This is a genomic window from Butyricicoccus sp. Marseille-Q5471 (assembly GCF_951230135.1).
Taxonomy (GTDB): Bacteria; Bacillota; Clostridia; order Oscillospirales; family Butyricicoccaceae; genus Agathobaculum.
Genome location: NZ_CATNVC010000002.1, coordinates 363,145 through 389,723 on the forward strand (window position 1 = coordinate 363,145; position 26,579 = coordinate 389,723).

The 26,579-nt window shown below is 56.2% G+C and carries 24 protein-coding genes; 11 read left to right on the forward strand and 13 right to left on the reverse strand.

The genetic code is table 11. From position 1 onward, the window contains the following. The first annotated feature begins 2 nt into the window (after positions 1 to 2). Genes QOX26_RS04290 through thiE form a run of 4 tightly spaced genes read left to right on the forward strand, consistent with a single transcriptional unit; the run spans position 3 to position 2,398 of the window. Positions 3 to 524 carry a DUF1836 domain-containing protein gene (locus tag QOX26_RS04290; protein WP_283673650.1) on the forward strand — a complete coding sequence of 174 codons (522 nt, stop codon included), beginning with the start codon at positions 3 to 5 and terminating at the stop codon, positions 522 to 524. 25 nt (positions 525 to 549) lie between these two features. After that, positions 550 to 1,020, forward strand: coding sequence for a YbaK/EbsC family protein (locus QOX26_RS04295; RefSeq protein ID WP_283673651.1), 471 nt, complete (start codon positions 550 to 552; stop codon positions 1,018 to 1,020). Next, complete coding sequence (locus tag QOX26_RS04300) at positions 1,017 to 1,739, forward strand: nitrilase-related carbon-nitrogen hydrolase (protein ID WP_283673714.1); 723 nt, start codon at positions 1,017 to 1,019, stop codon at positions 1,737 to 1,739. The genes QOX26_RS04295 and QOX26_RS04300 overlap by 4 nt, the downstream gene beginning before the upstream one ends. Before the next feature lie 20 nt (positions 1,740 to 1,759). Continuing rightward, positions 1,760 to 2,398, forward strand: a complete 639-nt coding sequence (gene thiE, locus QOX26_RS04305; protein WP_283673652.1) for a thiamine phosphate synthase — start codon at positions 1,760 to 1,762, stop codon at positions 2,396 to 2,398. A gap of 68 nt (positions 2,399 to 2,466) precedes the next feature. Here the strand turns inward: thiE and QOX26_RS04310 are convergent, their stop codons facing one another. Both QOX26_RS04310 and QOX26_RS04315 read right to left on the reverse strand, forming a co-directional pair. Then, positions 2,467 to 3,498, reverse strand: a complete 1,032-nt coding sequence (locus tag QOX26_RS04310; RefSeq protein WP_283673653.1) for a DUF4179 domain-containing protein — start codon at positions 3,496 to 3,498, stop codon at positions 2,467 to 2,469. After that, positions 3,482 to 3,976 (reverse strand): RNA polymerase sigma factor, encoded by a 495-nt coding sequence (locus QOX26_RS04315; protein ID WP_283673654.1) that lies wholly within the window; start codon positions 3,974 to 3,976, stop codon positions 3,482 to 3,484. The genes QOX26_RS04310 and QOX26_RS04315 overlap by 17 nt, the downstream gene beginning before the upstream one ends. 171 nt (positions 3,977 to 4,147) lie before the next feature. Between QOX26_RS04315 and QOX26_RS04320 the strand changes: the two genes are divergently transcribed. Both QOX26_RS04320 and QOX26_RS04325 read left to right on the forward strand, forming a co-directional pair. Next, entirely contained in the window at positions 4,148 to 4,732 is a 585-nt protein-coding gene (locus QOX26_RS04320; RefSeq protein WP_283673656.1) for a TetR/AcrR family transcriptional regulator, read from the forward strand. Then, complete coding sequence (locus tag QOX26_RS04325) at positions 4,725 to 6,086, forward strand: MATE family efflux transporter (RefSeq protein ID WP_283673657.1); 1,362 nt, start codon at positions 4,725 to 4,727, stop codon at positions 6,084 to 6,086. The genes QOX26_RS04320 and QOX26_RS04325 overlap by 8 nt, the downstream gene beginning before the upstream one ends. Before the next feature lie 40 nt (positions 6,087 to 6,126). Here QOX26_RS04325 and QOX26_RS04330 read toward each other — a convergent pair whose 3' ends face one another. Both QOX26_RS04330 and rpsO read right to left on the reverse strand, forming a co-directional pair. Beyond that, the gene (locus QOX26_RS04330; protein ID WP_283673658.1) at positions 6,127 to 8,250 is read right to left on the reverse strand and encodes a polyribonucleotide nucleotidyltransferase; all 2,124 of its coding nucleotides are present in this window, start codon (positions 8,248 to 8,250) and stop codon (positions 6,127 to 6,129) included. A 170-nt stretch (positions 8,251 to 8,420) separates the two neighbouring features. Next, a complete protein-coding gene (gene rpsO / locus QOX26_RS04335) occupies positions 8,421 to 8,687 on the reverse strand; it encodes a 30S ribosomal protein S15 (RefSeq protein WP_283673659.1) in 267 nt (88 codons plus the stop codon). Positions 8,688 to 9,418: 731 nt separating this feature from the next. Here rpsO and spoIID point away from each other — a divergent pair. Next, positions 9,419 to 10,441, forward strand: coding sequence for a stage II sporulation protein D (spoIID, locus tag QOX26_RS04340; protein ID WP_283673660.1), 1,023 nt, complete (start codon positions 9,419 to 9,421; stop codon positions 10,439 to 10,441). Positions 10,442 to 10,486: 45 nt separating this feature from the next. Further along, on the forward strand, positions 10,487 to 11,209 hold the full coding sequence (locus QOX26_RS04345; protein WP_283673661.1) for a M23 family metallopeptidase: 723 nt from the start codon (positions 10,487 to 10,489) through the stop codon (positions 11,207 to 11,209). Between the two features lie 39 nt (positions 11,210 to 11,248). On the opposite strand, the gene QOX26_RS04350 is transcribed toward QOX26_RS04345, so the two are convergent. The 5 genes from QOX26_RS04350 to QOX26_RS04370 form a co-directional block, all read right to left on the reverse strand. After that, positions 11,249 to 11,935 carry a hypothetical protein gene (locus QOX26_RS04350; protein WP_283673663.1) on the reverse strand — a complete coding sequence of 229 codons (687 nt, stop codon included), beginning with the start codon at positions 11,933 to 11,935 and terminating at the stop codon, positions 11,249 to 11,251. 96 nt (positions 11,936 to 12,031) lie between these two features. Beyond that, on the reverse strand, positions 12,032 to 15,142 hold the full coding sequence (locus QOX26_RS04355) for an efflux RND transporter permease subunit (protein ID WP_283673664.1): 3,111 nt from the start codon (positions 15,140 to 15,142) through the stop codon (positions 12,032 to 12,034). Positions 15,143 to 15,145: 3 nt separating this feature from the next. Then, positions 15,146 to 16,270 (reverse strand): efflux RND transporter periplasmic adaptor subunit, encoded by a 1,125-nt coding sequence (locus tag QOX26_RS04360; RefSeq protein WP_283673665.1) that lies wholly within the window; start codon positions 16,268 to 16,270, stop codon positions 15,146 to 15,148. Between the two features lie 20 nt (positions 16,271 to 16,290). Continuing rightward, positions 16,291 to 17,736 (reverse strand): TolC family protein, encoded by a 1,446-nt coding sequence (locus QOX26_RS04365; RefSeq protein ID WP_283673666.1) that lies wholly within the window; start codon positions 17,734 to 17,736, stop codon positions 16,291 to 16,293. A gap of 35 nt (positions 17,737 to 17,771) precedes the next feature. Beyond that, the gene (locus tag QOX26_RS04370) at positions 17,772 to 18,797 is read right to left on the reverse strand and encodes a LacI family DNA-binding transcriptional regulator (protein ID WP_283673667.1); all 1,026 of its coding nucleotides are present in this window, start codon (positions 18,795 to 18,797) and stop codon (positions 17,772 to 17,774) included. Between the two features lie 316 nt (positions 18,798 to 19,113). On the opposite strand from QOX26_RS04370, the gene iolG reads away from it, so the two are divergent. From iolG to QOX26_RS04385, 3 genes are all read left to right on the forward strand, one after another. Continuing rightward, a complete protein-coding gene (gene iolG / locus QOX26_RS04375) occupies positions 19,114 to 20,133 on the forward strand; it encodes an inositol 2-dehydrogenase (RefSeq protein WP_442870207.1) in 1,020 nt (339 codons plus the stop codon). Positions 20,134 to 20,398: 265 nt separating this feature from the next. Then, a complete protein-coding gene (locus QOX26_RS04380) occupies positions 20,399 to 21,589 on the forward strand; it encodes a CobW family GTP-binding protein (RefSeq protein WP_283673671.1) in 1,191 nt (396 codons plus the stop codon). An 11-nt stretch (positions 21,590 to 21,600) separates the two neighbouring features. Continuing rightward, positions 21,601 to 22,551 (forward strand): TIGR03943 family putative permease subunit, encoded by a 951-nt coding sequence (locus QOX26_RS04385; RefSeq protein ID WP_283673672.1) that lies wholly within the window; start codon positions 21,601 to 21,603, stop codon positions 22,549 to 22,551. Positions 22,552 to 22,589: 38 nt separating this feature from the next. Here the strand turns inward: QOX26_RS04385 and QOX26_RS04390 are convergent, their stop codons facing one another. The 4 genes from QOX26_RS04390 to aguB all read right to left on the reverse strand — a co-directional run bounded on the left by QOX26_RS04390 (position 22,590) and on the right by aguB (position 26,564). After that, positions 22,590 to 23,483: a D-2-hydroxyacid dehydrogenase gene (locus QOX26_RS04390; RefSeq protein ID WP_283673673.1), complete on the reverse strand. Its 894-nt coding sequence runs from the start codon at positions 23,481 to 23,483 to the stop codon at positions 22,590 to 22,592. 57 nt (positions 23,484 to 23,540) lie between these two features. Continuing rightward, positions 23,541 to 23,879, reverse strand: coding sequence for a DUF1622 domain-containing protein (locus QOX26_RS04395; protein WP_283673675.1), 339 nt, complete (start codon positions 23,877 to 23,879; stop codon positions 23,541 to 23,543). 33 nt (positions 23,880 to 23,912) lie between these two features. After that, on the reverse strand, positions 23,913 to 25,283 hold the full coding sequence (locus tag QOX26_RS04400; RefSeq protein WP_283673676.1) for a TrpB-like pyridoxal phosphate-dependent enzyme: 1,371 nt from the start codon (positions 25,281 to 25,283) through the stop codon (positions 23,913 to 23,915). Between the two features lie 417 nt (positions 25,284 to 25,700). Continuing rightward, positions 25,701 to 26,564: an N-carbamoylputrescine amidase gene (aguB, locus tag QOX26_RS04405; RefSeq protein WP_283673677.1), complete on the reverse strand. Its 864-nt coding sequence runs from the start codon at positions 26,562 to 26,564 to the stop codon at positions 25,701 to 25,703. Between the last annotated feature and the right edge of the window lie 15 nt (positions 26,565 to 26,579).

The window sequence follows — 26,579 nt, forward strand, 5'->3', positions numbered from 1 at the left end:
GCATGCCAACGCTCCATACCCTCCTCGAGGAGGTTTTTTCCGATGCGGACATCCATCCCAACGATGTGCCCCGGCTTGAACTGTATATGGATCAGGTTCTTGCGCTGTTCGACGAAGCGCTGACCGATAACAAGCGCACACCCGAGGATAAGCTGCTGACCAAGACCATGGTGCACAACTATTCCAAGGAAGGTCTGCTCATGCCGGTCAAGGGCAAAAAATATACGCGGCAGCATATCATGCAGCTGCTGTGTGTCTACCATCTCAAGCAAACGCTGGCGCTGAGCGACGTAAAGGCGCTGACCGGCCGCAGCGATGTGGATTTTGAAGCCTGCTATGCCCGGCTGCTGCGCGCCAAGGAACAAATGCGCGACCTGATTCCGCCGCTGCTGCTTGAGCATCTGCCCGGCGATTCGCCCGACTCGGATGAGCGGCTCGCGCTCTGTCTCATCCTGTCCGAAATTTCCACCTACATGCGCCGTCTGTGTGAACAGCTGATTGACGGCACCGACGACGCTAACTAAATGTTAACCACCGGAGGCAAACAATATGTCCATAGAAAAAGCCAAAAAGCACCTGTCCCAGTTTGGTGCGGCTGAACGCGTGCTGGAATTTTCTGCATCGTCAGCAACCGTTGAACTAGCCGCGAAAGCGGTCGGCTGCGAGCCTGCGCGTATCGCCAAAACCCTGTCTTTTCAGACCGATGACGGTGTAATTCTGATTGTCGCCGCGGGCGACGCAAAGGTTGATAACGCCAAATTCAAAGCGCAATTCGGCTGCAAGGCCAAAATGCTGCCGCTCGGTCAAGTGGAAGAGGCAATCGGGCACGCGGTAGGCGGTGTCTGCCCATTCGGCGTAAATGAGGACGTTGCAGTCTTTCTCGATGAATCACTTCGCAGATTTGAGACCGTTTTTCCCGCCGCCGGCTCCGCACATTCTGCGATTGAGCTGACCATATCAGAGCTGGAACGTTTTTCCGGCTTCACCTGCTGGGTGGATGCCTGTAAGGGTTGGCAATGATGCGGCTGTCACTTGCGCAGTTCGGCGCAACTGCCGATAAGGCGCAAAATCTGGATATCATTCAAAAGTTTTCAGAATCAGCCGTTCAAGCAGGTGCATCGATACTGCTACTGCCGGAATACAGCATGTTTTATACCGTTTCGGACAAGCCTGCCGCATTTTCCGCGGCGGCCGAGTCCCTTGATGGGTCGTTCTGCACCGCGCTATCTGCCATTGCCCGCGCACACGGACTTTGGATTTGTGCAGGCATGTTTGAGCGCAGCAGCGACACGCGGCCGTTCAACACCGTCGTTGTGCTGAACGATGAGGGCGAGCTTGCCGGATTTCACCGCAAGGTCAAGCTGTTTGACGCATTCGGCTGCCGCGAGTCCGAGGAATGCCGTCCGGGCAACCGGCCGTTTCAGCCGATTGATACCCCCGTGGGACGGTTGGGTCTGATTACCTGCTTTGAACTGCGCTTCCCTGCCCTTGCCGCCGAGCAACGCGCGTTGGGCGCAGAGACCCTCTTCGTGCCTGCCGGTTGGATGTGCGGTGCAAACAAGGTGCTGCACTGGCGCACGCTGCTTGCCGCCCGCGCAATCGAAAATCAAATGACCGTGCTCGGCGTTTCCCAATCGGCGGAAGGTGTTTTTATCGGCCACTCTGCCGCCTTCGCGCCTGACGGCACAACGCTCGGCGCACTCGAAACCCAAACCGAACTGCTCACCATCACGCTTTGACATTGAAGGAGTATCACACGATGCATTTTGATCCTACGCTATACCTCATTACCGACAGCAGCTACCACACCATCGACACGCTGCTGCACGCGGTAGACGAAGCTTGTGCCGGCGGTGCAACCTTGGTTCAGCTGCGCGAAAAGGACGGCGGCGGGCGCGCGTATCTCGACCTGGCGCTGCGCGTCAAGGAGGTCACCGACCGCCACGGCATTCCGCTCATCATTGACGACCGCATCGACGTTGCACTCGCGTGCGACGCCGCCGGCGTGCATGTCGGCGCAACCGATTTACCGGTTTCGGTCGCCCGTGCGCTGCTCGGCCCGAATAAAATTGTCGGCGCAACCACCAAAACGCTCGAAGCCGCACAGCAAGCCTATACACAAGGCGCCGATTATCTTGGAACAGGCGCGATTTACCCGACAACCACGCATGTGACCACCAAAATCACCTCAGTATCGACGCTTGACGAAATCTGCAATTCCGTGCCTATCCCGGTCGTTGCAATTGGCGGACTGAACGCCGAAAACATGGATGTGCTGGCCGACAGCCCCATTGCAGGCATCGCCGTCGTGTCCGCGATTATGAAGGCAGACGACCCGCGCGCCGCCGCTGCCGCACTGCGAAATCGTGTGCTGCATATGTTCGAAGGCCGCGCGTAACCGAATCGGTCCAATCCGTTACATAGCAAAAGGGCGTATCGTCAGCGATACGCCCTTTTTGTTATGGTTTATGAAAGCGGAATCTCGATCCCACCTATCGTCAGGCTCGCGACCTCGTTCAGCGGAATAATCTCATCGAATAGCCCGCCCTTCTGGCAGTAAGTTTTTCCGTTTTTGGGCTCCATGCCACCGCCCAAATTGGAAAGATCAAGCATTGAACCATCCGTTTTGGTCAAAACAATCTTCACATCCTCAAAATACCGCTTGCTCTGCGCACTGTTGTAGGCACTTTCTCGTCCGGAGGGCGCGTCCTCCCACTCCACCGCGCTGTCAACTGTGTAATTCACCTGTATGCCGATCGGGGAAAGCGTAACTTCATCCACCGTCGCGCGCATATCATTCAGATCAAGTATCTGACCGGCAGGCAGGCCGACCGACGTATCCTCAAAATCGAAGTCAAATCGGAAGTTCCATTTGCCCTCGGCCAGCAAGTAGCTTTGCTCTCCGCTGTCAAAATACAAATTTTCAAAACTGGCTTTTGCCGTTCCCGCCTTCAGCGCCTTATCAGCGGTACGCATCTCAACAAACTGGATTTCATTGTCGCTTGGATTCTCGTCAATGAAGAAGGAGGAGCCGTGCATACCGCCCTGATAGCGGATGTCTGTATCCTGCTTTTCAAACCGTACCGGGAGATAGCCGTATTCATTGCCCTGAAGGTCAAACGTTGTGCCATCATCTTTCGTGATCGTATACGTGATCGCGTAGCTGTATTTATCCCCGATAATCGCGTCCGCTGTGACGGTCACACCGTTATCGGTTGCACTTGCGCCGACCGGACGGCCGATTTTATCGACAATCTCGGTGTGTGCCGTACCGAATACCCCTGCGAACGACTCGCTTGCCAGCTTGTTATAAACGACCGCCGCGCCCGCCCCGATTGACAGCACCAACGCTGCGGCCACGCCAACCGCCGCCAACCGCGGTAGCGGCCGGCGCACGCGGCCTTTGTGCTGCGCAGCCATCAGGCAGTCTGTCATTTCACGTTTCTGCTCGTCGGTAAAACGCAGCTCGCTCATTTTATCGTTATATTCCCTGTTCATACAGTTCGCCTCCCAGCGCTTTGCGCAGCTTGTCTCTGCCGCGCGCCAAATGTGTGGTAACCGCCGCCTCCGACCGTCCGAGCATACCGGCAATCTCGCGGATGGCATAGCCTTCATAATAATGCAGATAAACCGCTTCCCGGTATTTCTGCGGCAGCACCATGACTGCGTCCAGCACCGCGCTGTCGCCCCGCTCCGGCGCAGACACCTCGGCAACCGCCTCCAACCCAACCGTGCGCGAACGGAACACGTTGCGCAGCAAATCCTTGCAGGCGTTCGCCGTTGTGCGAATCACCCACGCCTTCTCGTGCGCCGCGCTGTCAAACGATGTTTCGCCAGTCAGCAGCTTGAGGAACACGGTCTGGCAGATGTCCTGCGCGTCATGCGTGTTTTTCAGATAGGTATAGCTCAGGCGCAAAATAAGGTCGGAATAGGTGCTTACCAACCGCTCGGCCTCTGCCCTGTCAAATTGTTTCATTGGTTCATCTCCTTTGGAGCAACGTCGCTTCACCTACAATACGATTACGCACGCAAAATCCTTGCACCGGAATTTAAAAAAGTTTCGCCCCCTGTCCTCACGCTTGACAAGGCGCTTTGGGAGGGGTATGCTGAATCCATAAACTAATGTCGTTAGTTTGGAGGGATAGATATGGCCAAGAAGGGACTCAGCAGAGAGTCTATTGTCGATACAGCGGCGCGGCTGGCCGAGCTGCACGGTTTGGAAAGCGTCACGCTGCGCGAACTGGCAGATGCGCTCGGCGTTAAGACCGCTTCGCTTTACAATCATCTGCAGGGACTTCCCGAGCTGAACGCTCGACTCGCGGAGCGCGCACTCGACCGGCTGATTGCGGCACTGATGGAGACCATGCGCGGCAAAGAGGGGGCAGATGCCCTCCGAGCGCTTGCTTTCGCCTACCGTGCCTTTGCCCACGAGCACCCCGAACTGTACAAAGCGATGCTGTGGCTGCCGCAGTTTGAGGAAACCCGGCTGATTGCGCTGAAAAATCAGTTTATGATGCTGTTTCGCGAGGTTTTGACGCCCTACAACTTATCGTACGACGAGCAGACGCACTTGTCACGCATGATTCGCAGTGCGCTGCACGGTTATGTCTCACTCGAAGCGGCAGGCTTTTTCCGAAAACCGATGTCTGCTGCGTCCGATGACAGCTTCGCCTGCATGATCGACCGTCTGTGCGAGGAAATTCAACGATTCGAGGTGACCCCCTATGGATAGCGATGCGCAGCGCCAAAAATTCATTCAAATGACCGAAGCACCGGTCGAGCCACTGATTTGCAAAATGGCGGTGCCTACCATCATCAGCATGCTGATTACCTCAATTTACAACATGGCGGACACCTTCTTCGTCGGCAAGCTTGGTACAAGCGCAACCGGTGCGGTCGGCGTGATTTTCCCGCTGATGGCCTTCATTCAGGCAATCGGGTTCTTTTTCGGTCAGGGGTCGGGCAACTATATTTCCCGTCAGCTCGGCGCACAGCACCGTGAAGAAGCCGAACGCATGGCGGCGACCGGGTTTTTCTCAGCGCTCGGCGCGGGACTGCTCATTCTTCTGGTTGGGCTGCTTTTTCAAAACCCGTTGTGCCGCCTGCTTGGTGCGACGGAGACCATTTTTCCCTTCGCCCTTGACTACATGCGCATTATTCTAATCGGCGCACCATATATGACGGCCGCACTTGTGCTCAACAACCAGCTTCGACTGCAAGGCAACGCGACCTATGCGATGGTCGGCCTTGTCTCGGGCGGCCTGCTGAACATTGTGCTCGACCCGCTGTTTATCTTCGGGTTCAAGCTGGGCATTTCGGGTGCGGCAATCGCAACCATCCTCAGCCAGCTTGTCAGCTTTTTTCTGCTGCTGCTCGGCGTCAGACGCTCGGGCGGCATCCAAATTCGGGCGCGCCTGTTCTCACCCAGCGTCAAGCGGTATTTGGCGCTTTCGAGCGGCGGCGTACCGAGCCTCTGCCGGCAGGGCCTGGCCTCAATTGCCGTCACCTGCCTGAACACGGCGGCACGCCCCTTCGGCGACGCGGCCATCGCCGCGATGAGCATCGTCACCCGCGTGACGCAGTTTGCGTCCTCTGCGCTCATCGGCTTCGGACAGGGCTTTCAGCCCGTGTGCGGCTTCAACTACGGTGCAAAGCGGTATGAGCGTGTTGTACGCGGCTTTTGGTTCTGCGTCAAAGTGTCGACCGGCGTGCTGCTCCTGCTCAGCGTGCTCGGGTGGATTTTTGCACCCCATCTTATCACTCTGTTCCGCGCGGAGGATGCGGCGGTAATCGAAATCGGCACGCGGACGCTGCGCCTGCAATGCCTATCCTTCCCGCTGCTCGGGTGGGTCATTCTGTGCAACATGCTGCTGCAGAACATTGCAATGACCGTTCGCGCCAGCGTGGTTGCGGCGGCGCGGCAGGGGTTGTTTTTTATTCCGCTTGCACTTATCCTGCCCCAAATATGCGGTTTGTTCGGCGTGCAGCTCTGTCAGCCCATCTCCGATATGCTTGCCTTTGCACTCTCGCTCGTACTGACCCTGCCGGTTCTCACCAAGCTTTCCCGATTACCCTCCGAAAGCTAAAAAAAGCGCCGTGTCTGAGACACGGCGCTTTTTAATAAACTTACAGAACCTTCTCTTCGTCCTTAACGTCCTTCATGGACAGGTTGACACGGCCCTTGTCGTCGATCTCCATGACCTTGACCCAAACCATATCGCCTTCCTTGACAGCGTCCTCCACCTTTTCAATGCGGTGGTCAGCCATCTTGGAAATGTGCACCATACCGTCCTTGCCGGGCAGCAGGTTGACAAATGCGCCGAAGGCCATCAGGCGAACTACCTTGCCGTAGTAAATCTCGCCGGCTTCCGGTTCCTTGACGATTGCTTCAATCATCTTGCGAGCCTTGTCCGCATCGGTTGCCTTGATGGCAGCGATGGTGATTACGCCGTCATCATTGATGTCGACCTTTGCGCCGGACTCGGCAACGATGCCCTGGATCACAGAGCCGCCCTTGCCGATAACCTCACGGATCTTGTCCGGATTGATCTTCATCGTGGTCATCTTGGGTGCCCAGTCGGATACATCCGAACGGGGCTCCGGAATGGCCTTGAGCATGACCTCGTCGAGAATGCCGTAACGTGCAACGCGGCACTTCTCAAACGCATCCTCAATGATGGTCGGGGTCAGGCCGTCGACCTTGATGTCTACCTGAATGGCGGTGATGCCCTTCTTTGTGCCGGCAACCTTGAAGTCCATGTCGCCATAGAAGTCCTCAACACCCTGAATATCGGTGAAGGTGGTCTCCTGACCGCCGTCGGTGATCAGGCCGCAGGAAATACCCGCAACCGGCGCCTTCAGCGGAACGCCTGCGTCCATCAGTGCGAGGGTCGAACCGCAGACCGAACCCTGCGAGGTCGAGCCGTTCGAGGAAACAACCTCGGACACCAGACGCAGCGCATACGGGAACTCCTCAACCGACGGGATGACCGGCAGCAGCGCACGCTCAGCCAGCGCACCGTGGCCAATTTCGCGGCGGCCGGGGCCGCGCGACGGACGGGTCTCGCCGACCGAGAAGGACGGGAAGTTGTAGTGATGGATATAACGCTTTTCCTTCTCTTCGAAGATGGTATCCAGCTCCTGCGCATCGCCCAGCGTGCCGAGTGTGCAGAGCGTCAGCACCTGCGTCTGACCGCGGGTGAACAGACCGGAACCGTGTACGCGGGGCAGCAGGCCGACTTCAGCAGCCAGCGGGCGGACTTCTTCCATACCGCGGCCGTCTACGCGCTTGCCGGAGGCCAGCCAGCGGCGAACAATCTTCTTCTGCAGCTTATCTACGCACTCACTGAGGTTTGCGCCGTGCTCCGTCTTGTACTCGTCGTCAAGGGTCGCTTCAAACGCATCGACAATCTTACGCACGCCCGCGTCGCGGACGGTCTTGTCGTCGGTATCCATAGCAACCTCGAACTGATCGTTCACAGCTGCCTCGAGCTTGTCGAACAGGTCGTGGTCGATGTCGTGGTGCTCATAGTCGAACTTCGGCTTGCCGATTTCGCTCTTGATGTCCTGAATGAAGGCGCAGAGCTTCTTGATCTCCTCGTGTGCTTCCATCAGCGCGTTAAACATCACGTCCTCAGGTACTTCCTTGGCGCCGGCTTCGATCATGACGATCTTGTCCTTGGTGGCGCACAGGGTAACGTCCATTTCGGAAGCCTGACGCTGCTCCATGTTGGGGTTGATGACGACCTTGCCATCAACAATGCCAACCTGACAGCCGCCGACCACGTAGTCAAACGGAATATCGGAAATCGAAACCGCGATGGACGCGCCAATCAGCGAAACGATTTCGGGAGAGTTGTCATAGTCGTTCTCGAGCACGGTGCAGACGATGGAAACATCGTTGCGCAGATCCTTCGGGAACAGCGGACGCATGGGACGGTCAATCTGACGGGAAGCCAGAATCGCCTTTTCCGACGGGCGGCCTTCGCGGCGCATGAACGAGCCGGGGATGCGGCCTACCGAGTAGAGGCGCTCCTCCAGATCGACGGAAAGCGGGAAAAAGTCAATGCCGTCGCGGGGCTTTGCCGACGCGGTCGCGGTGACGAGCACAGCGGTCTCGCCGTAACGCACCAGGCAGGAGCCGTTGGCCAGCTGTGCCAGCTTGCCGGTTTCGACGGTCAGCGTGCGGCCGGCGTACTCGGTTTCAAACACGCGTTGGTCTTTGAATGCAAAATGGTTGATGTTGCTCATGTTTGTCCTCCTTATACTTCTTGCGGAGGGCGGTGCATGGCTCTTTTAGCACTTGAAGCGGAAGCGAAAATAGGCTTCGTTTCTCCTTCAACTGCTAAAAAGCGCGGCCGCCGCCTTCCATGACAATACAGAAACAGGGGAGCAGATTGCTCCCCTATAACTTTGAAAACTTACTTACGAATGCCGAGCTTGGCAATCAGAGCACGGTAGCGCTCGATGTCCTTCTTCTGAAGGTAAGCCAGCATCGAACGGCGCTGACCGACCATCTTGAGCAGGCCGCGGCGAGAGTGGTTGTCCTTCTTGTGAATCTTCAGGTGCTCGGTGAGCTCCTGGATGCGAGCAGTCAGGATGGCGATCTGAACTTCCGGAGAACCGGTGTCGGTCGCGTGGGTGCGGTTTGCCTCGATAACGGCAGTCTTGTCTTCCTTACGGATCATAGTGATGTTTCACCTTTCAAAAATAAATTTCTTACCCGCACGCCGGGTCAAGGCGCGGTGAAGCGGCACGATAGGAACATGCCCTGTTACTCCTTTAACTAAGCGCGGGGCGAAGCACATATATATTACCACAGCAAAGCTTGTTTGTAAAGGATTTTTCCTTGATTTTATGCCTTTTTCAAACATCTTGGCGGGCATCACGCAGAACTGTGCCGTTTCCTGTCGAACTGCACAATTGTGAATAATTTGTTAAGCCGATTTTTATATCATTTTAACCTTGTCTCTCCACAAGATATAGTGCTATAATCTTTTCATTCCCCAGAACCACCCATGTTACTGGGTTAACTATCGAGAGAAAGCACGCGATGGGGCTGTGCAATAGCGCGGCCTAATGTCGCGTTCTTTTTTGTTTAAATGGAAAAACCTGCCGTTTTGGCAGGTTTTTTTGCGCTATGGCTGCTTCTGCATCAGTTTGTGAAAAAGAGGTAAAACTATGCAGACCGCACCCTGCAAAGCGTCTGCGAGGCCCTTTTCCCGCTATTCTTCAAATTTTTCGTGCCATATCACACATGGTCATCCGAATTCCTCCCAAGCATTTTATCGAACATTTGTTCGACTTCTTATGTTTTTCATAATACAATATCTAGTGCGACATGTCAAGCATTTTCTAGATAAGGTGGTCTGAAAGGAGTCCTGTCCACATACACTAAACAGGAAAGGAGGCGGCGCCCATGCGCAAATTTTTTATCATTGGTCTGGTTCTGGTGGCCGCGCTGTATCTTCTGCCTGCCGCCTACTATCTGCTTGGCGACGGAAGTTCACTTGCGATTGATTTTGAAGATCTGACCATGCCCGATGCCGTGCCTGTCGATCATTCCACCTCCGACGGCAACAGCACCGATGAGGCATCTGCCGAAACCCAAAAGCCGGATCACTCAGTCATCACCGTTGACATTGACGGCAAGCCGACCGAGATGCCGCTCGAAACCTACGTAGAAGGGGTTGTAGCGGCCGAAATCTCAAATGATTTTCCGCCGGAGGCAATTCGCGCGCAGGCAGTTGCGGCACGTACTTATGCGGTATATAAAATTGACCGCGGCCGACCCGATCAACATCCTGATGCCGATGTGTGCGATGATTTTCATCACTGCGCAGCTTACCGCGATGTGGCGGTTGAGACAGCGGCCGGCGGCGATTTATCGCGCGTGGAGCAGGCTGTACAAGACACAGCCGGTCAAATTATGACCTATGATGGAGACGCAATAGCGGCAGTGTTCCATTGCGCCAGCGGACCGCGCACCGAATCGGCAGCCGATGTCTGGGGCGGTGACATTCCCTATCTGCAGAGCGTGGTAAGTCCCGGCGGCTCGGCCTGCGAACAGTACGAGCGTGCGGTCAAACTCACTGTGGATGAATTCCGCGAAAAGGTTAGCAAAACCTTCCCGACCGCAGATGTTTCCGGCACACCGGACACGTGGTTTAAAGCGTCGACCCGTTCGGATGCAGGCGGCATTGAAACCGTAAAGCTTGGCGGCGTGACCGTGGAAGGAACCGCTGTGCGCGAGCTGTTCGGACTCAACTCGACCAATTTTACCATTACCACAACCGATGACAGTCTGACCTTCCACACAATCGGTTATGGACACGGCGTCGGTCTCTCCCAGTACGGCGCAAAATACATGGCCGAGCAAGGGTCGAAATATGACGAAATTTTAACCCATTATTATAAAGGTGCAACGTTATCTGTTGTATAAACCAAATCCTCCGTGGTGATACTATCGACACGGAGGTAGAAGTACATGAAAAATTATGAATCGAAGCATGCGGCAACCCTATCCACACGTGGCTTTTATACAATTTTGGCACTGTGCGGCCTGATTATTGCCGCATCGGCATGGGTGATTTTCTCAACCATGTCCGGTAACGAAACCAAGACGGATATCGGCGTATCCACCCCTATCATTGCGCCGACCGAGGCTCTGCCCGATCTGACGTCCGACACCCCGGTCTCGGCCGAGGATACGGAGCCGTCGGCGCCCACAAGCGCACCGGTCGAGACGCCTGTTGAGACACCCGCAGCCGCGCCGGCTCAGACGGTAGCCGCCCCGGTTTACGTGCGTCCGACCAGCGGAGCAATCATCACGCCCTTCTCGGGTGACGAACTGCTGTTCCAGCCGACCTTTGGGGACTGGCGCGTGCACACCGGCACCGACTTTGCTGCAGAAGCCGGCGAACCCGTACTGGCGCTGACTAACGGCACGGTAACCGATGTGACAGATGACGCGCTATACGGCAAGACCGTCACCATTTCTCACGATGCCGATCTGACCACTTCGTACAGCGGTCTGGATGTCATTCGTGTGGAAGCCGGTCAGTCCGTGGATGCAGGCGAAACACTGGGCACCTGTGCCGAGACCATCCCGGCAGAATCCGCACAAGGCGCACATGTACACGTAACTGCACAGCGCGCAGGCGCAGCAGTCGATGTGACCGAGCTGCTCGGTGAAAACGCAGGCGAATAAAGCATAAAAAACGCGAGGCAAATGCCTCGCGTTTTTTTGTTATTCTTTTTCCGCGGCTGCCAGCGTGTAATTGCCGGTCACCGTACCTCCTGCGACGGTAATCACACCGTCAGAAAACAAAAAGTTCAGTGTACCGTCCTCCGACTTCGCGGTATTGCCCGAAATGCGGGCATTGCCTGTCGTTTCGTCGGAAAAGGTGAATTCAAACGAGCTCTCGTCCCCTTGCAGCACATCGAGCGTGATCCCTGCCGGACCTTTGTAGCTGCCGGCCCAATCACATACTGCATCTACCGCAGGATCATAGAGCGGGAAGCTCGAATAATCATCGAGAATGCCCTCGCCCTGATAGTTATATTTCTCGCCGGTTTCCTTGTCGACCGCCACTTGGCCAATCGAACCGCCTGCCGTATCCTTCACTTCAAATACGTAAAAATCATGCATGGACTTTTCATCGCCGCCGACCTGCAGCTGTATGTCTGTCAGTTCCGCTGTGTACTGATTCTGGTCAAGAGACTCGGTCACACGCGCGGCGGCGTCCTGCGCAGTCAGCGCTTTTTCCTTGTCCGAATCCAGGAGTCCGGCCTCTTCGGCCTGCGCGAGCACTTCACTCTGTGGGTTGACGGGAGGTTCTTTCACGGTTTCCGGTTCCGCAACGCTGGTTACTTCCTTGCCGCAGCCACCCAAAACCAATGCGAACGCCGCCATCAAAGCCAGAATTTTTCTCATTTTTCCTTGCCTCCTTTGGCGCATAGGTCTGCGTACACCATATCATACCGTATTTTGAACAAAAAATCAACGGCAGGTTTTCGGAGGAAACTGACACTATTCTTTGATTTTTTCCTTACGCTTTTGTTTTCTTTCCTTCTTCGGTTTATTTTTTCGGTTTTTAAAGCGCTCAATCATACTGTCCACCAGCGAGTAGTAAACCGGGGTGAACACCAGTGTGACAATGGTCGCAATAATCATGCCGGTAATCATAACAATGGCCATCGGGCGCATCATCTCCGCACCCTCACCGTTGGACAGCGCCATTGGCAGCAGACCGAGCACGGTGGTCAGCGTGGTCATCAGCACCGGACGCACACGGCGCGGACAGGCGTTCAAAATCGCGGTGTTCTTATCCTCTCCGCGTCCGCGGCGGGTGTTGATATAGTCAATCAGCACAATGGCCGAGTTAACGATGGTACCCGCAAGCATGATGACGCCGATGAAGGCGATAATGGAAATCTTGTTGCCCGTAATCGGCAGGCCGAACAACGAACCAATCAGTCCGACCGGCAGAATCATCATGATGATGATCGGCATGACAAAGCTCTCAAACTGGCTGGCCAGTACGAAGTAAATCAGGCCGATGGACACAATCAGCGCATAACCGAGCGTCTTGAAGGATTCAATCATCTCCTCCATTTCGCCGCCCTGATCGAAGCTGACACCGTCCGGCAGTTCAAAGTCGGCCAGCACCTGCTGCACAGATGCAGCCATCGCGGTCGCATCACCCGAAATGCTGTCGCCCGTGATGGTGATGGTGCGCGTCTGATTCTTGCGCGCGATGGTCTGCGGCGCAAGCTCGGTGCCCACGTTTGCCACCAATTCGAGCGGCACCGAGCCGCCCGCCTGGATCGGAATGGACACAGTGCGCAGCGCGTCCAGACTCTGCGCAATCCGCGCGTCGCCCTTTACGGATACCGTAATTTCCTCGCCCTTCATTTTCAGCGTGGTCGCAGTCGTGCCGGCCAGCTGACCGCGCACGGCCTGACCGATGGTCGCCGCCGTCAGTCCGAAGCGGGAGGCGTTTTCGCGGTTGAGCGTGATGTTGACCTGCGGCACTTCCTCCGAAGCCGAGCTTTTCACTTCGATTGCATCGGGGATTTCGCTCAGGCTGCGAACCAGACGGTTGCCCGTATCGGTCAGCTCCTCATAGTCGTTACCGGTCAGCGTGACCGAAATCGCACTGCCCGTCATGGACGACATATCCATCGAACCAGTCGACGATACCGAAATCTCGCAGCCCGCAACATTATTTAAATTCTTGCGCAGCTGATCTGCAATCTCCTCGGATGAGCGGTCGCGCTCCTTGCCGGGCACAAGATTGATGCTGACACTGGTCGTGCCCGCCGAGCTCATCATGCTTGACGACGACCCGGTGGTGTAATACAGACTCTCAATCTCCGGAATGGTTTCAACCGCAATATCGGTTACACGGTCGGCAAAAGCCGCCTTTTCCTCCATCTCTGCACCGACCGGCGTACCAATCGTGACCTGTACCATCCCTTGGTCCATCGACGGAATCATCTCCACGCCCGCGGTTGCAATCGATGCGGTAAACAGGACAATCAGTCCCAGTGTTGTCAGCATCGCAACCTTGCGGTGTGTAATGAAATACTCCAACCCCTTCTTATACTTGCGCATGATGGGGCGATCCGCAATATCGCCGTGCGGATTGGCGGAAAGCCGGTGTTTCTTTTCGTTGCGGTCGAGCAGCATATAACTCAGCAGCGGAACGAGCGTCAGCGCAATCAGCAGAGACGCGAGCAGCAGCGCCGAAATCGTCAGCGAAAACTCCTTGAACATCATGCCGACAATGCCGCCCGACAGGCCGATCGGCAAAAATACGGCGATGGTCGTCAGCGTCGAGGCGGAAATGGACAGTGCAACCTCGGCCGTGCCCTCCACACAGGACTGCCAACGTTCACAGCCGTCCGACCGGTATCGGAAGATATTTTCAAGCACGACGATTGAGTTGTCGACGATCATGCCGACGCCCATCGCAAGGCCGCCGAGCGACATGATGTTCATCGTAATATTGAGCGCCTTCATGACAAGGAACACCGCGATGATACAGACCGGCATTGCCACCGAAATAACACCGGTAGCGCCCGGATCGCGCAGGAACGCAAACAGCACGACCGCCGCAAGCAGCACGCCGAGCAGGATGTTCTGAATGACCGACTGAACGGTCATATTAATCTGCTCCGACTGGTCGAAAACCACAAGGGTATCGAGTGTCGGGTTATCCTGCTTGAGCGTGTCGAGTGCCGCGTTAACCTTATTCGCCACCTGCACCGTGTTGACATCCGACTGCTTATTGACCGACAGCACAATGCATTCCTGCGTGCCGATTTTAGCGATTTCCGTCTGTTCCGCAGGCTGCAGGCGCACATTCGCAATTTCGCCCAGACGCACCGAGCCGCCCGCGGGCAGCGGAATGAGCGTGTTCTTGATGTCGTCAAGCGAAGAAAATTCACCGTCGGTGCGTGCGGTCAGCGTCTTGGTGCCGTTCGACACATTGCCGGCCGGCAGCGCGATATTCTCCGCGCCCAGAATCTGTGCAACATAAGAAACCGAAAGGTTATAGCCGGCCAGACGGTCGGCGTAGGTGTCAATGGCGACCTCCGTCTCATAGCCACCCATGATATCAACCGAGGCCACGCCGTCGATTCGCTCGAGCGCGGGTGAAATAGTGTCCTCAGCGATGGTCTGAAGCTGCGCCAGATCCGCGCCGCGCAGGCCGACCTGTAGCACAGGCATCGCGTCCACGTCAATGGACATAACGGTGGGGGCGGACGCGTCATCTGGCAAATAGCTCTTCACCTGATCGATTTTCTCGCGCAGGGAAACGAGCGCTTCGTCCATATCCGTGCCGTCGGCAAAGGATACCATGACCATGCTCATGCCCTCGGACGAGGTTGACTGCAGTTCTTCCATGCCGGCCACGCGGGCGCAGGCGGATTCCAGCGTGCGCGTAACCATGTTTTCGACTTCCTCCGGGCCTGCGCCCGAATAGGTCGCGTAAACGACCGCCATCGGCATCTCAATGTTGGGCATCAGCGCCAGCGGCAGCGAAGAAAAGCCCATCACACCGAAGATAACAACCATGACATAGGCCATAATGGTCGTTACGCGGTGTTTCAGGCAGAATTCGGCGAGTTTCATCGCTTACTCCTTCCCCGCGCTCTCGTTTTGAACGATGCGCACCGCCGCGCCGTCCGACAGATAGTTCTGTCCGACAACCACCAGGCTTTCTCCCGCTGTCAGACCGCCGGTAATCTCGGTCTGTTCGCCCGAGGTCAGGCCGGTCGTGACAACGACACGCTTGGCGGTCGTATCATTTTCCACAACGAAGCAGTATTCAATCTCGCCGTCGGTCAGCACCGCTTCCGTCGGCACGAGCACTACACCGGTTTTGTTGTTGGTGAAGAACGTCACGTCTACAAACATGCCGATCTGCACATCCAGTCCCTCCGGCAGGTCGAGCCGTACCTCGTACAGCTGCGTCTGCTGGTTGGACGCGGGCGCAACCGTGCTGATTGTCGCGGCAATATCGCTCCTGCCGATGGCCTCAATGGAACAAATTGCGGTGGCTCCGGCCTTTAAGTACGGCTGCACACTCTCGGAAACCGAAACCAGCACCTGCGGCTTTGCGCTCTCCGAAATGACAACGGCAGGCGCGGACTGCGATGCCGTTCCGCCCGCGACCACGCTCACCGCGGTCACCACGCCGGTCATGGTCGATTTGACGTTGGTATCCTCCAGTGTTGTGCGAACATCCTTCATGCTTTCATCAATCTGGCTGAGCGTGGAGTCGGCGTTTGTCTTGGTCGACAGCAGCGTCAACTTGGCCTGATCGAGCTCGGCCTGCGATGCAGCGCCGATGGCAAGCAGGGCTTCGGTATCGGCAACGTTTTTCTCAGCCTGCCGAATCTGCTCATCAAAGAGCGTTTTGGAGCGGTTGTAGCTATCCAGCAGCGGCTGATAGTTCTTTTGAATATCCTTTTTATCGAGGGTGAACAGCGTCTGTCCGTTGGTTACCGTGTCGCCCACCTGAACGCCCACAGAGAGCACCTTGGCGGGAACGGGCGGAAAAATAGAAATTTCTCGCGCGGCGATGACCTTGCCCGACAGACGGGACTGACTGGAAATATCGCCCGAAATGACCTGCTGAACCTCGACCGCGGTGCCTGAGACATGCTCCTCTTCCGCGCTCTCGTCCTGCTTGCCGCAGCCCGCGCTGAGCAGCAGCGCTGCCGCGAGCAAAACGGATAAAATGCGTTTTGTCTTCATGTGTTCCTCCAAACTGTGGTTTACGACGCCATAACGCCGCGCTTGGCCCAATCATACTGGTTATATGCCAGAAACAGATCATATTCCGCCGATGTAATCGCCGATTTTGCAGTGTTCAGCTCATCTTCCGCCGAAAGCAGGGCATTTTTCGATAGTTTGCCGAGCTCATGCTGCTTGACCGCCGCATTGTATGTCTTGGTCTGTGTTTCATACGCACGATTCGCCACATCTACCAGACGTTTCTTTTCATTGACCGTGTTAAACAGTCCTAAAAAGTTCTGTGTTACCGTGCGCTCCGCCTGCTGTTTGGACAGCTTAGCCGCCTCGACCATGTGCTGTGTCGAGGTCACATCGTCCTCATAATCGTTGTTGGCCTGCCGCAGTGTGTCATTTGCCTGCCGGATAGTAAAGCTGTTTGTGCGTGCCTGCTTGAGGTCGTTTTCATAGTTCATGCCGCGCAGCTGCGCATCCGAAACCGGCACCAGTCCGGATACGGTCGCGCGCGTGCCGACCTCCCAGCCGAGCTGCATGGCAAGCCCCTGCTCGGCATTCTGGATGTTGAACAGCAGCGTTTGCAGCTGACTCTGTGTCGCATCGCGCTGACTTTTGACCTGCTCGAGCTTGAGCTGAGAAATCTGCCCCAGCTGATAGCGTGTTTCCATTTCCTCAATCGTGCGGTCAAAGGACTGCAAACCGCGCTGGACGTCATTCAGCGTTTGCCGCAACGACGCGACCGTTATGTAGGTAGTCTCCGCCGAGTAGACCAGCATGTCAGCCTGATAACCGAACGAGCGCTCCGCGCTGGCAATCTGATCCTCAAGCTGATCCACCGCCTTTTCAATGCTCTCCTTGCTGCTCTTAACCGAAGCAATCGAGCTTTGCAGCTGACTGATGGTATTATTCAAACCGACCTTCAAGCTGCTGACCAACAGCTCATTTTTTGCCGCCGCATCCGCATCGTCCCCGCCGATGAACTCGGTCTGTCCGACCGCGGCAAGCAGCTTTTGCGTGCTCGCCAGCGCAGCCTCCAAATCGCTGACGTTAGGCAGGAACATCAGGGCCTCCTCCGGGTCGGTCGCCTTGAGTCCGGCAAGCGTTTTTTGGTTAGCCTGAATGGTCAGGCTGCCCGCGCGCACCGTTTTGTCAATCCCATAAAAGGTAATGCCCTGCGGCGTTGTGACCGGAGCCGTGTCTGGGGCGGCGCTGTCCGTCTGCACGCGCACGATGCCGCCGGTCTGTCCCGCTGCCGTCTGCGGCACCGCAGCGGTCTGTTCTTCTGCCTTCGCCGCGGCACTTTCCAGCCCGCCGCTCTGCCCGGAATCGGCCTGCGCCTCTTCCGAAACAGCTGCATGCACCGCGTCCTGCTTCTCCGGGTCGCCCGCTGTATAGGCAGGGTCGATTGCCATCGCGCACAGTCCGGTGGTCATCGCCGCCATCAGAAGCAGCGCCAGCATTCGTTTCTTCATAACATGCGTCCTTCCTGTTCCCTCCGCAAAGCCGCTTAAAGCAGCTCACGTGTGATAATGCTCGTATGAATATATTCAATCGTCTGCTTGGGTGTTTCCCCCGTCCGCAAGGCGTGCGCAAGCACTTCCACCGCGCGCGTTGCCTGTGCGGCAAAGTCCTGATCGATTACAAAATCCAATCGGCCCGCCGCCAGATACTGCCGCGCATGAGGCGTTGCATCATGGCAGACCACATGGATGTGTTTCGCCGGCTTTGCACGTTCCAGTGCGTCCATGCAGCCGCGGACGCTCTCCGTCGCCATGTAAATTCCACGGATGTGGCTGTTGCGGCGCAGCTGCTCGAGCACGCCGTCGTAGGTCAGATCGTACTGCTCAATGCACTCAATGACGTTTGACGGCACGCGCACGCCGAACATCTCGTGCAGCCGGTCGAGAAAGCCGCGCACGCGCATGCTGTGTGCGGTAAATTCGCGGTTGCCCGTAACGACCAATACCTCGCCGCCGTCTCCGACATAGGGTGCAAGCAGACCGGCCGCAATCCGACCCGAACGAATCAAATCCTGTCCCACATGATACAGACGCTGGCTGTTCGGCACATCCGAGTTGCAGGTGACGACTGCGATTCCCGAAGCAATCAGGCGATCGAGCTCCTCCGCCATCTGCATCGTGTCCGGTCCTGCAATTGCCAGTCCGTCAATCTCCCGCGCTTCCAGCCGGGAAATCGCTTCAAAATACGCGCGGCTAGATCGGTTTTTCAGTTCTTCAATCAATACAACCGCGTCGTTTACACCACGATGCTGCACGGCGGTGCGGATACCCTCACGCATACGCCGAATAAAAAACGCATCCCAGCTCGGCATAATAAAGCCGATGCGGTAAGCGCCGCGACCGGCGCGCTCGGCCTGTTTCTGCGCCGGCGTGCGGTAGCTGCACTCACTGATGACCTTTTGGATGCGTTCGCGCACCTCGGGCGCAACATTGCCCCGCCCGTTGACCACGCGGTCGACCGTGCCGCGGGAAACGCCGCATTGATCGGCGATCCACTGCGCAGTTACCTTCATTTTCCTGTCCCATCCTCTCGTTTTAAGCATTCTTTCATATTTTAATCCTATCACAGGCCATCCACCAAAACAAGCGTTCGCGTGCTTTTTAGACACATGCACGGAATGTGTCTCGCAATACACTCTGTGCATTTTCTGCATTTGCACAATGCACGGCTATTTTCGCGTGCTCGCGCCCGCATATTCTTTGCATATTAACCAATCGTTTTGCAATTAATTGGGCGGTACGACGAAAACCCGATTCCACTCTTGCAACGGTTTTGCGCGGGGATTATAATAAACATACCTTATTCAAAAGGAGAGAATGAAAATGGGTATTTTGAAAATTGGCGTTGTGGGCTGTGGCCGTATCGGCAAGCTGCACATCAACAATCTGATCAACTCGGTTCCGGGCGTGCAGGTAGTTGCCGCTGCTGATCCGATGCTGGACAAGTCCGGCGCACGCGAGTGGCTGGCTGAGCGCAAGATCACCAACGTTTCCACCGACTTTATGGACGTTGTCAACAATCCGGAAGTAGACGTTGTATTTGTCTGCTCCTCGACCGACACGCACTGCGACGTTTCTATGGCTGCTGTTAAGGCAGGCAAGCACGTCTTCTGCGAGAAGCCGATCGATTATGATATCGACAAGATCAAGGCACTGCTGGCAATGGTTGAAGAGAAGGGCGTTAAGTTCCAGGTTGGCTTCAACCGCCGCTTTGACCACAACCACAAGGCTGTGGCTGACTCCGTTAAGGACGGCACGATCGGCGATCCCCACATCGTTATCGTTTCTTCCCGTGACCCCGAGCCGCCCCCGGCATCCTATGTTGCTGTTTCCGGCGGTATCTTCTACGACATGATGATCCACGACTTCGACATGGTTCGCTATGTAACCGGTTCCGAGGCTGTTGAGATTTCCGCTGTCGGTTCCTGCCTGGTTAACCCCAACCTGCAGGCTGAGTCCGGTATTCCGGACGTTGACACCGCTGTTGTTACCATGAAGATGGCGAACGGCTGCATCGCGGTTATCAACAACTCCCGTCAGGCTGTTTACGGCTACGACCAGCGCGTTGAAGCCTTCGGCTCCAAGGGCATGGCTTCTGACGGCAACGACCTGAAGAACACCACCACCGTTGTTACCGTTGACGGTGCTAAGAGCGAGAAGCCGGTTTGGTTCTTCCTCGAGCGCTACAATCAGGCGTTCATCGAGCAGGTTATCTCCTTCGTTGACGCAATCCAGAACGACAAGCCGGTTGCCGTTGGTGCAATCGACGGCCTGCGTCCGGTTCTGATGGCTGCTGCTGCGACCGAGTCCTGCCGCAACGGTGGCGTTTACGTCAAGGTTGCCGAGTAAGTCTCCGCACATCCACGCTTATAAAAAGAGCCGCCCATCGGGCGGCTCTTTTTCTTTCGTCTGTCGCTTTACAAAATCGAATTAGCATTTGCTAACTAATTTTCTTTTCATTTTCTCCAAATCGTGGTATACTAACTGCAGAGCGGTTTTTCTGCCGCTTTGCAAGAGGATTATACCGGCAGCGGCACGAATTTTGTGTTTCACCCGAAAGGATGCCTGCCGTTGTGGCATAATAGAACCAAATATAAAAACGAGGCGAAAAAATATGACGAAAATTGATATTATCTCCGGCTTTCTGGGCGCGGGCAAGACGACGCTGATTAAGCGCCTGCTGGACGGCGCACTGAAGGACGAAAAGGTTGTGCTGATTGAAAACGAGTTCGGCGAAATCGGCATCGACGGCGGCTTTTTGAAGGATGCCGGCATCGTTGTCAACGAAATGAACGCAGGCTGCATCTGCTGCTCACTGGTCGGTGATTTCGGTCAGGCACTGCACGACGTAGTCGATACCTATCACCCCGACCGCATCCTGATTGAGCCTTCGGGCGTGGGCAAATTGTCCGACGTGATTTCTGCGGTGCAGAATGCGAAGCTGGACGTGGAGCTCAATTCTTTTGTAACGGTCGTCGATGCGCTCAAGGCTAAGATGTACCTGAAAAACTTTGGCGAGTTCTTTGAAAACCAGGTTGCGCATGCCGGCGCGATTCTGCTCAGCCGAACGGCTGAGTGTCCGGAAAAGCGTCTGAACGAAACACTGGAGCTGCTGCGCACGCTGAATGCATCGGCCCGCATCGTGACCACGCCGTGGAAGGATTTGAGCGGTCAGCAGTTGCTTGAAGTCATGGAAGGCAGCCAGTCGCTGGTGGAAGAAGTGCTGCATGAGATTGCGCACGCGCATCACCACGAGCACGGCGAGCAGTGTGCTTGCGGCCATCATCATGGTGAGCACGAGCACGATGATGACTGCGCTTGCGGCGGACACGAGCACGAACATCACCATGAGCATCATCACGAACACGGTGAGCAGTGCGCCTGCGGTCATGACCACGGCGAGCATGCTCATGAACATCATCACGAGCACGGCGAACACTGTTCCTGCGGACACGACCACAGTGAGCATGCTCACGAGCATGGCGAACACTGCTGCTGCGGCCATGACCACGGTCACGACCATCATGCCGACGAGGTTTTTACCTCCTGGGGCGCAGAAACGACGCACGCATATGATGAGGCCGACTTAAACCGTGCACTGATTGCACTGGGCGACCCCTCGCTTGGCATGGTGCTGCGCGCCAAGGGCATTGTCAAGAGTTCGGACGGCGGCGAGTGGCTGCACTTTGACTATGTGCCCGGCGCACCCGAAATTCGCCGCGGCGCGGCGGACTACACAGGCCGCCTGTGCGTCATCGGTGCCGAACTGGACGAAGACCACATCAAGACCCTGTTTGGGCTGTAAGGAGTATCAAAATGGCGCAGGATAACATTCCGGTATATGTTTTCACAGGGTTTCTGGAAAGCGGCAAGACCCGTTTCATCCGCGAAATTCTGTCTGATTCCGACTTCACCGAGGGCGAGCGCACACTGCTCCTCCTGTGCGAAGAGGGCATCGAAGAGCTGAGCGAGGACGAGCTGCTGAACTGCAACACGGTTGCCGTGCCTGTCGAGGATGCGGCGAGCCTGACCCCCACCACGCTCAAGCTGCTCGAAAAGCGCTTCAACCCCGACCGCGTACTGGTTGAATACAACGGCATGTGGAGTCTGGACGACCTAATTTCCGCCTTCCCCGGCCGATGGGAATTGTATCAAATTGTCACAACGGTCGACGCATCGACCTTTCAGCTGTACTCCGCCAACATGGGCCCGATGATGTTCGAGCATATCACAACGGCGGATCTGGTCGTATTCAACCGCTGCACGGAACAGCTGAAGGATTTTCTCTATGAAAAGAACATTCATGCGATGAACCCTCGCGCCACCATCTTTCTGGATGATGTGGACGGCAATACGGAGGATTACAACAAAAACCTCCCTCTCCCCTTCGATATTGAAGCGGATGTGATTGACATTGCCGACAAGGACTACGGTCTTTGGTATGTGGACGCGATGGGCAACCCCGGCAAGTATGCCGGCAAAACCGTGCGTTTCACCGGCATGGTGTTCCGCGGCGAAAACGTGCCGAAGGGCTCGTTCGTACCCGGGCGCTTTGGTATGGTCTGCTGCGCGGACGACGTGAGCTTTCTTGGTTTTCTATGCCGATTTGACAGCGCAAACGATTTACAGACCCGTGATTGGGTGCGCGTGACCGCATCCATTACCGTCGAAGCGCTGCCCGAGTACCGCGGCGAAGGTCCGGTGCTGCACGCGATCGAAGTGCTGCCCGGCGAAGCGCCTGCCGAAGAGCTGGTCTATTTCAGCTAAAAACAAAACGTCTCCCAACGATGGGAGACGTTTTGTTTTTATAAAACTCGGTTGCGAAGCGGTTCTTTTTGCAGATAGCGCCGCACATTTTCACAGCAAATCGCGGCGATGCGATCCTCGGTATCGTCCGATACGCCGAAGCTTGCGCCCGCGATATGCGGGGTAAGCCGCACGTTGCTCAGCTGCCGCAGCGGATGGTCTTCCGGCAGCGGTTCAGGCTCGGTCACATCAAGCACCGCGCCGCGCAGCCGACCGGTTTGCAGCGCCTCGGTCAGCGCGTTTGTGTCGATGAAGTTGCCCCGTCCCATGTTAAGCAGCACCGCGTCCTGCCGCATCAGTCCGATGCGATACGCGTTCAGCCACCCCACCGTCTCCGGTGTATTGGGCAGACAGCAGACGATGGAATCCACGCGGCACAGCCAATCCTCTGCCTCGTGCAGCGTGCACAGGCGGTCAAAGCACGGTTCTTTTTCCGTGGTATTACGCCGTACGCCGATGCAGGTTGCGCCCTGCTCATGCAGTTGCTCCGCCGTCCTCGTGCCGACATCGCCCGCACCCAGAATCAGCGCGGTTTGCCCATTGAACGAATTCGGATAGAACGCGCGCAGTTGACGCACTGCATACTCTGCCATCATCGGCCCAAAAGCACCCGATGCGTTGCACAGCGCAATGCCGTCGGGAAAGGTTTTTCCCGTTCGCGTATATTTATCCGTGCCCGCCCATGTCATTTGCAGCAGGCGCAGTGTATCCGATGCCGCGACCGCCTCCCATTCCGGCTCCCCGATAACGATTTCCGCGTCCGAAAGTGCTGCCTTCTGCGTTTCAGCCGACAATCCGGCGGACAGAAACACCGTTTCCAAGCCCGCTGCCGACTGCTCGATAAGTTGCCGATGCCGTGCCGCAAACGGCGCGAATACCACAAGTTTTGGCATATAATTCCCTCTCTGCCCTCAAAAAAGTCCGAGCCTTTCGGTTCGGACTTTTTCCAGTTACGGCTCTCTGATTTGTTCACCAGTGGCCGCTTCTTCTGTTTTGATTTCCCAGTGGATAAGGAAGGTCAACGCTGCGCGCAGCAGAATAATTGCACCGACGATGAGTATTTCGGAAAACTCCCGCACGACAACTGTGCGCAAAATCTCGCTGCCGAGCTTAAACTCCAGTCCCATCGCCATGCCCTTAGCCAGCTTGAGGCGGGTCAGCGGGTCGCGGCGGACATAATTGATAATGCCCTGCACGCCGGCGAAGATGATGACACCAACGCCCATATACTCAAACAGCAGAATTGCGAGCGCAACAATCGTGTCCAGAAAACTTCCTGCCATACTCATGGGGACACTCCCCTTTCCACTTTGTAACTTCTATTATACAGGCTGCACAGGCAGTGTGTCAAATCCACGCTGCAGCTCTTCGTCGGTCGGCACATGATTCTGCATGCTGTGGTTCAGATATGCTTCGTACGCCGCCATATCAAAGTAACCCGTGCCGGTCAGGCCGAACAGGATGGTCTTGGCTTCGCCCGACTCCTTGCACTTCAGTGCTTCGTCAATCGCACAGCGGATGGCATGGGACGATTCAGGCGCAGGCAGGATGGTCTCTACCTTGGCAAACTGTACTGCTGCGTCGAACACATCGGTCTGCTTGACCGATGTCGCTTCCATGTAGCCATCATGGTACAGTTTGGAGAGAATCGGGCTCATGCCGTGGTAGCGCAGACCGCCGGCATGGTTGGAGGCCGGAATAAAGCCGTTGCCAAGCGTGTACATGCGCGCAAGCGGCGTCACATGGCCGGTATCACAGAAGTCATAAGCATACTTGCCGCGCGTGAAGGACGGGCAGGACGCAGGCTCAACCGCGATGATGCGCGGATCTGCCTTGCCGAGAATCTTATCCTGCATGAAGGGCGAAATCAGGCCGCCCAGATTAGAGCCGCCGCCCGCGCAGCCGATGACGATATCCGGATACTCGTCGAGCATTTCCATCGCCTTTTTGCTTTCCAAGCCAATGATGGACTGATGCAGCAGCACCTGATTGAGCACCGAGCCGAGCACATAGCGATAGCCTTCCGTCTTAGTCGCCATTTCGACCGCCTCAGAAATCGCGCAGCCGAGCGAGCCGGAGGTTCCGGGGTTTGCTTCCAGAATGCGGCGGCCGGCTTCGGTCGTCAGCGAGGGTGATGGAGTGACGTTCGCGCCGAAGGTCTGCATCACAGCCTTGCGATAGGGCTTCTGTTCATAAGAGACCTTTACCATGAACACCCGCAGATCAAGGCCGTAGTACGAGCAGGCTTCGGACAAAGCCGTGCCCCACTGGCCTGCACCGGTTTCGGTCGTCAGACCGCGGAGCCCCTGCTCCTTGGCATAATACGCCTGAGCGATGGCCGAATTGAGCTTGTGGCTGCCCGAAGTGTTGTTGCCCTCGAACTTATAGTAAATCTTCGCGGGCGTGCCGAGCGCCTTTTCCAGATTGTATGCGCGGCAGAGCGGCGACGGACGGTATAATTTATACATATCCTGCACCGGCTCGGGAATGTCGACATAGCGGTCAATCGAATCAAGCTCCTGATGTGCCAGCTTCTTGCAGAAAATCGGATAAAGCTCCTCTTCCGTCATCGGCTTGCCTGTGCCGGGATTGAGCAGCGGATCGTGCTGCTCCTTCATATCGGCACGCAGGTTATACCACTGCGTCGGCATCTGCTCTTCAGTCAAATACAATCTGTGCGGAATCTTCGCCATGGTAGTATCTCTCCTTTTTATGTCAATTACTCTTTTGAAAACAAATAAAAAAACTCCTGTCCCAAACCATGGGACAGGAGTGTGTTCACTCTTGCGGTACCACCCAAGTTGACGCAAATGCGCCCGCTTTGGTCACGCATCCAAACAATGCGCGCTCCCCTTGTAACGGGCGGAGTCCCCGTCGCGGCTACTCGGAAAAATCCTTTCGCGTTGCCCTGCATAAAGTCCATTCACTCGGGTCTTGCCTGCCGCGATCTCACCACCCGCGGCTCTCTTGGAGGCTCGGCTCCCCAGCTACTCGTCTTCGTCATCGGTTTATCAGTATGGTGCTAGTATATGCGCAAAATATCGCTTTGTCAACCTCAATCTGATAAATTTCGGGTGATAATTTATTCTCATTTTCTCATCGTGAGAATTTTAGCCGTGCCGCGTAATTGCGCCGTACATAGAGGGACGGCGATCTCGGAACACGCCCCAGCTCTGACGGAGTTCGCGTACCGCGTCCAAATCGAACGTATGCGTCAGCACACCCGCGCTCTCCCGATCGGCCTGCTCGACCAATGCGCCGGTCTCGTCCGCGATGAAGGACGAGCCGTAGAATGTCAGTGACGACGACTGATTTTGGTTTGCCTCCGACGGCACGACGGTTTCCGTGCCGATGCGGTTGGCCGCGATGACCGGCATGAGATTTGCCGCCGCGTGCCCCTGCATGCAGCGCCGCCAGTGCGGCATAGAGTCGCAGTCGAGAATCGGCTCAGAGCCGATGGCTGTCGGATAGAACAGCAGCTCCGCCCCCTCCAGCGCCATGCAGCGTGCGGCCTCCGGGAACCACTGATCCCAGCAGATGCCCACGCCGATTTTCGCATACGCCGTGTCCCACACGCGGAAACCGGTGTCGCCGGGCGTGAAATAGAACTTTTCCTGATAAAAATGATCGTCCGGAATATGGGTCTTGCGGTACTGGCCGAGCACCGTGCCGTCCGCGTCAATTACGGCAACCGTGTTGAATGTGGTATTGCCGACGCGCTCATAATAGCTGACCGGCAGCACGACCCGAAAATCCCGTGCCAGCTCACGCAGACGCGCAATCGCCGGATTTTCCTCCATCGTAGTGGCCAGATGATAGCTGTCGTAATTGCGCTCCTGGCAGAAATACCAGTTCTCAAACAGCTCGGGCAGCAGGATGATCTGTGCGCCCTGCGCGGCGGCCTCCTCCACCTTCTCGATGGCCTGCTTCAGGCCGTAGGTCATCTGAACGGCCGCAACGGTAACCTTGCTCATATCTGTAAACTCTCC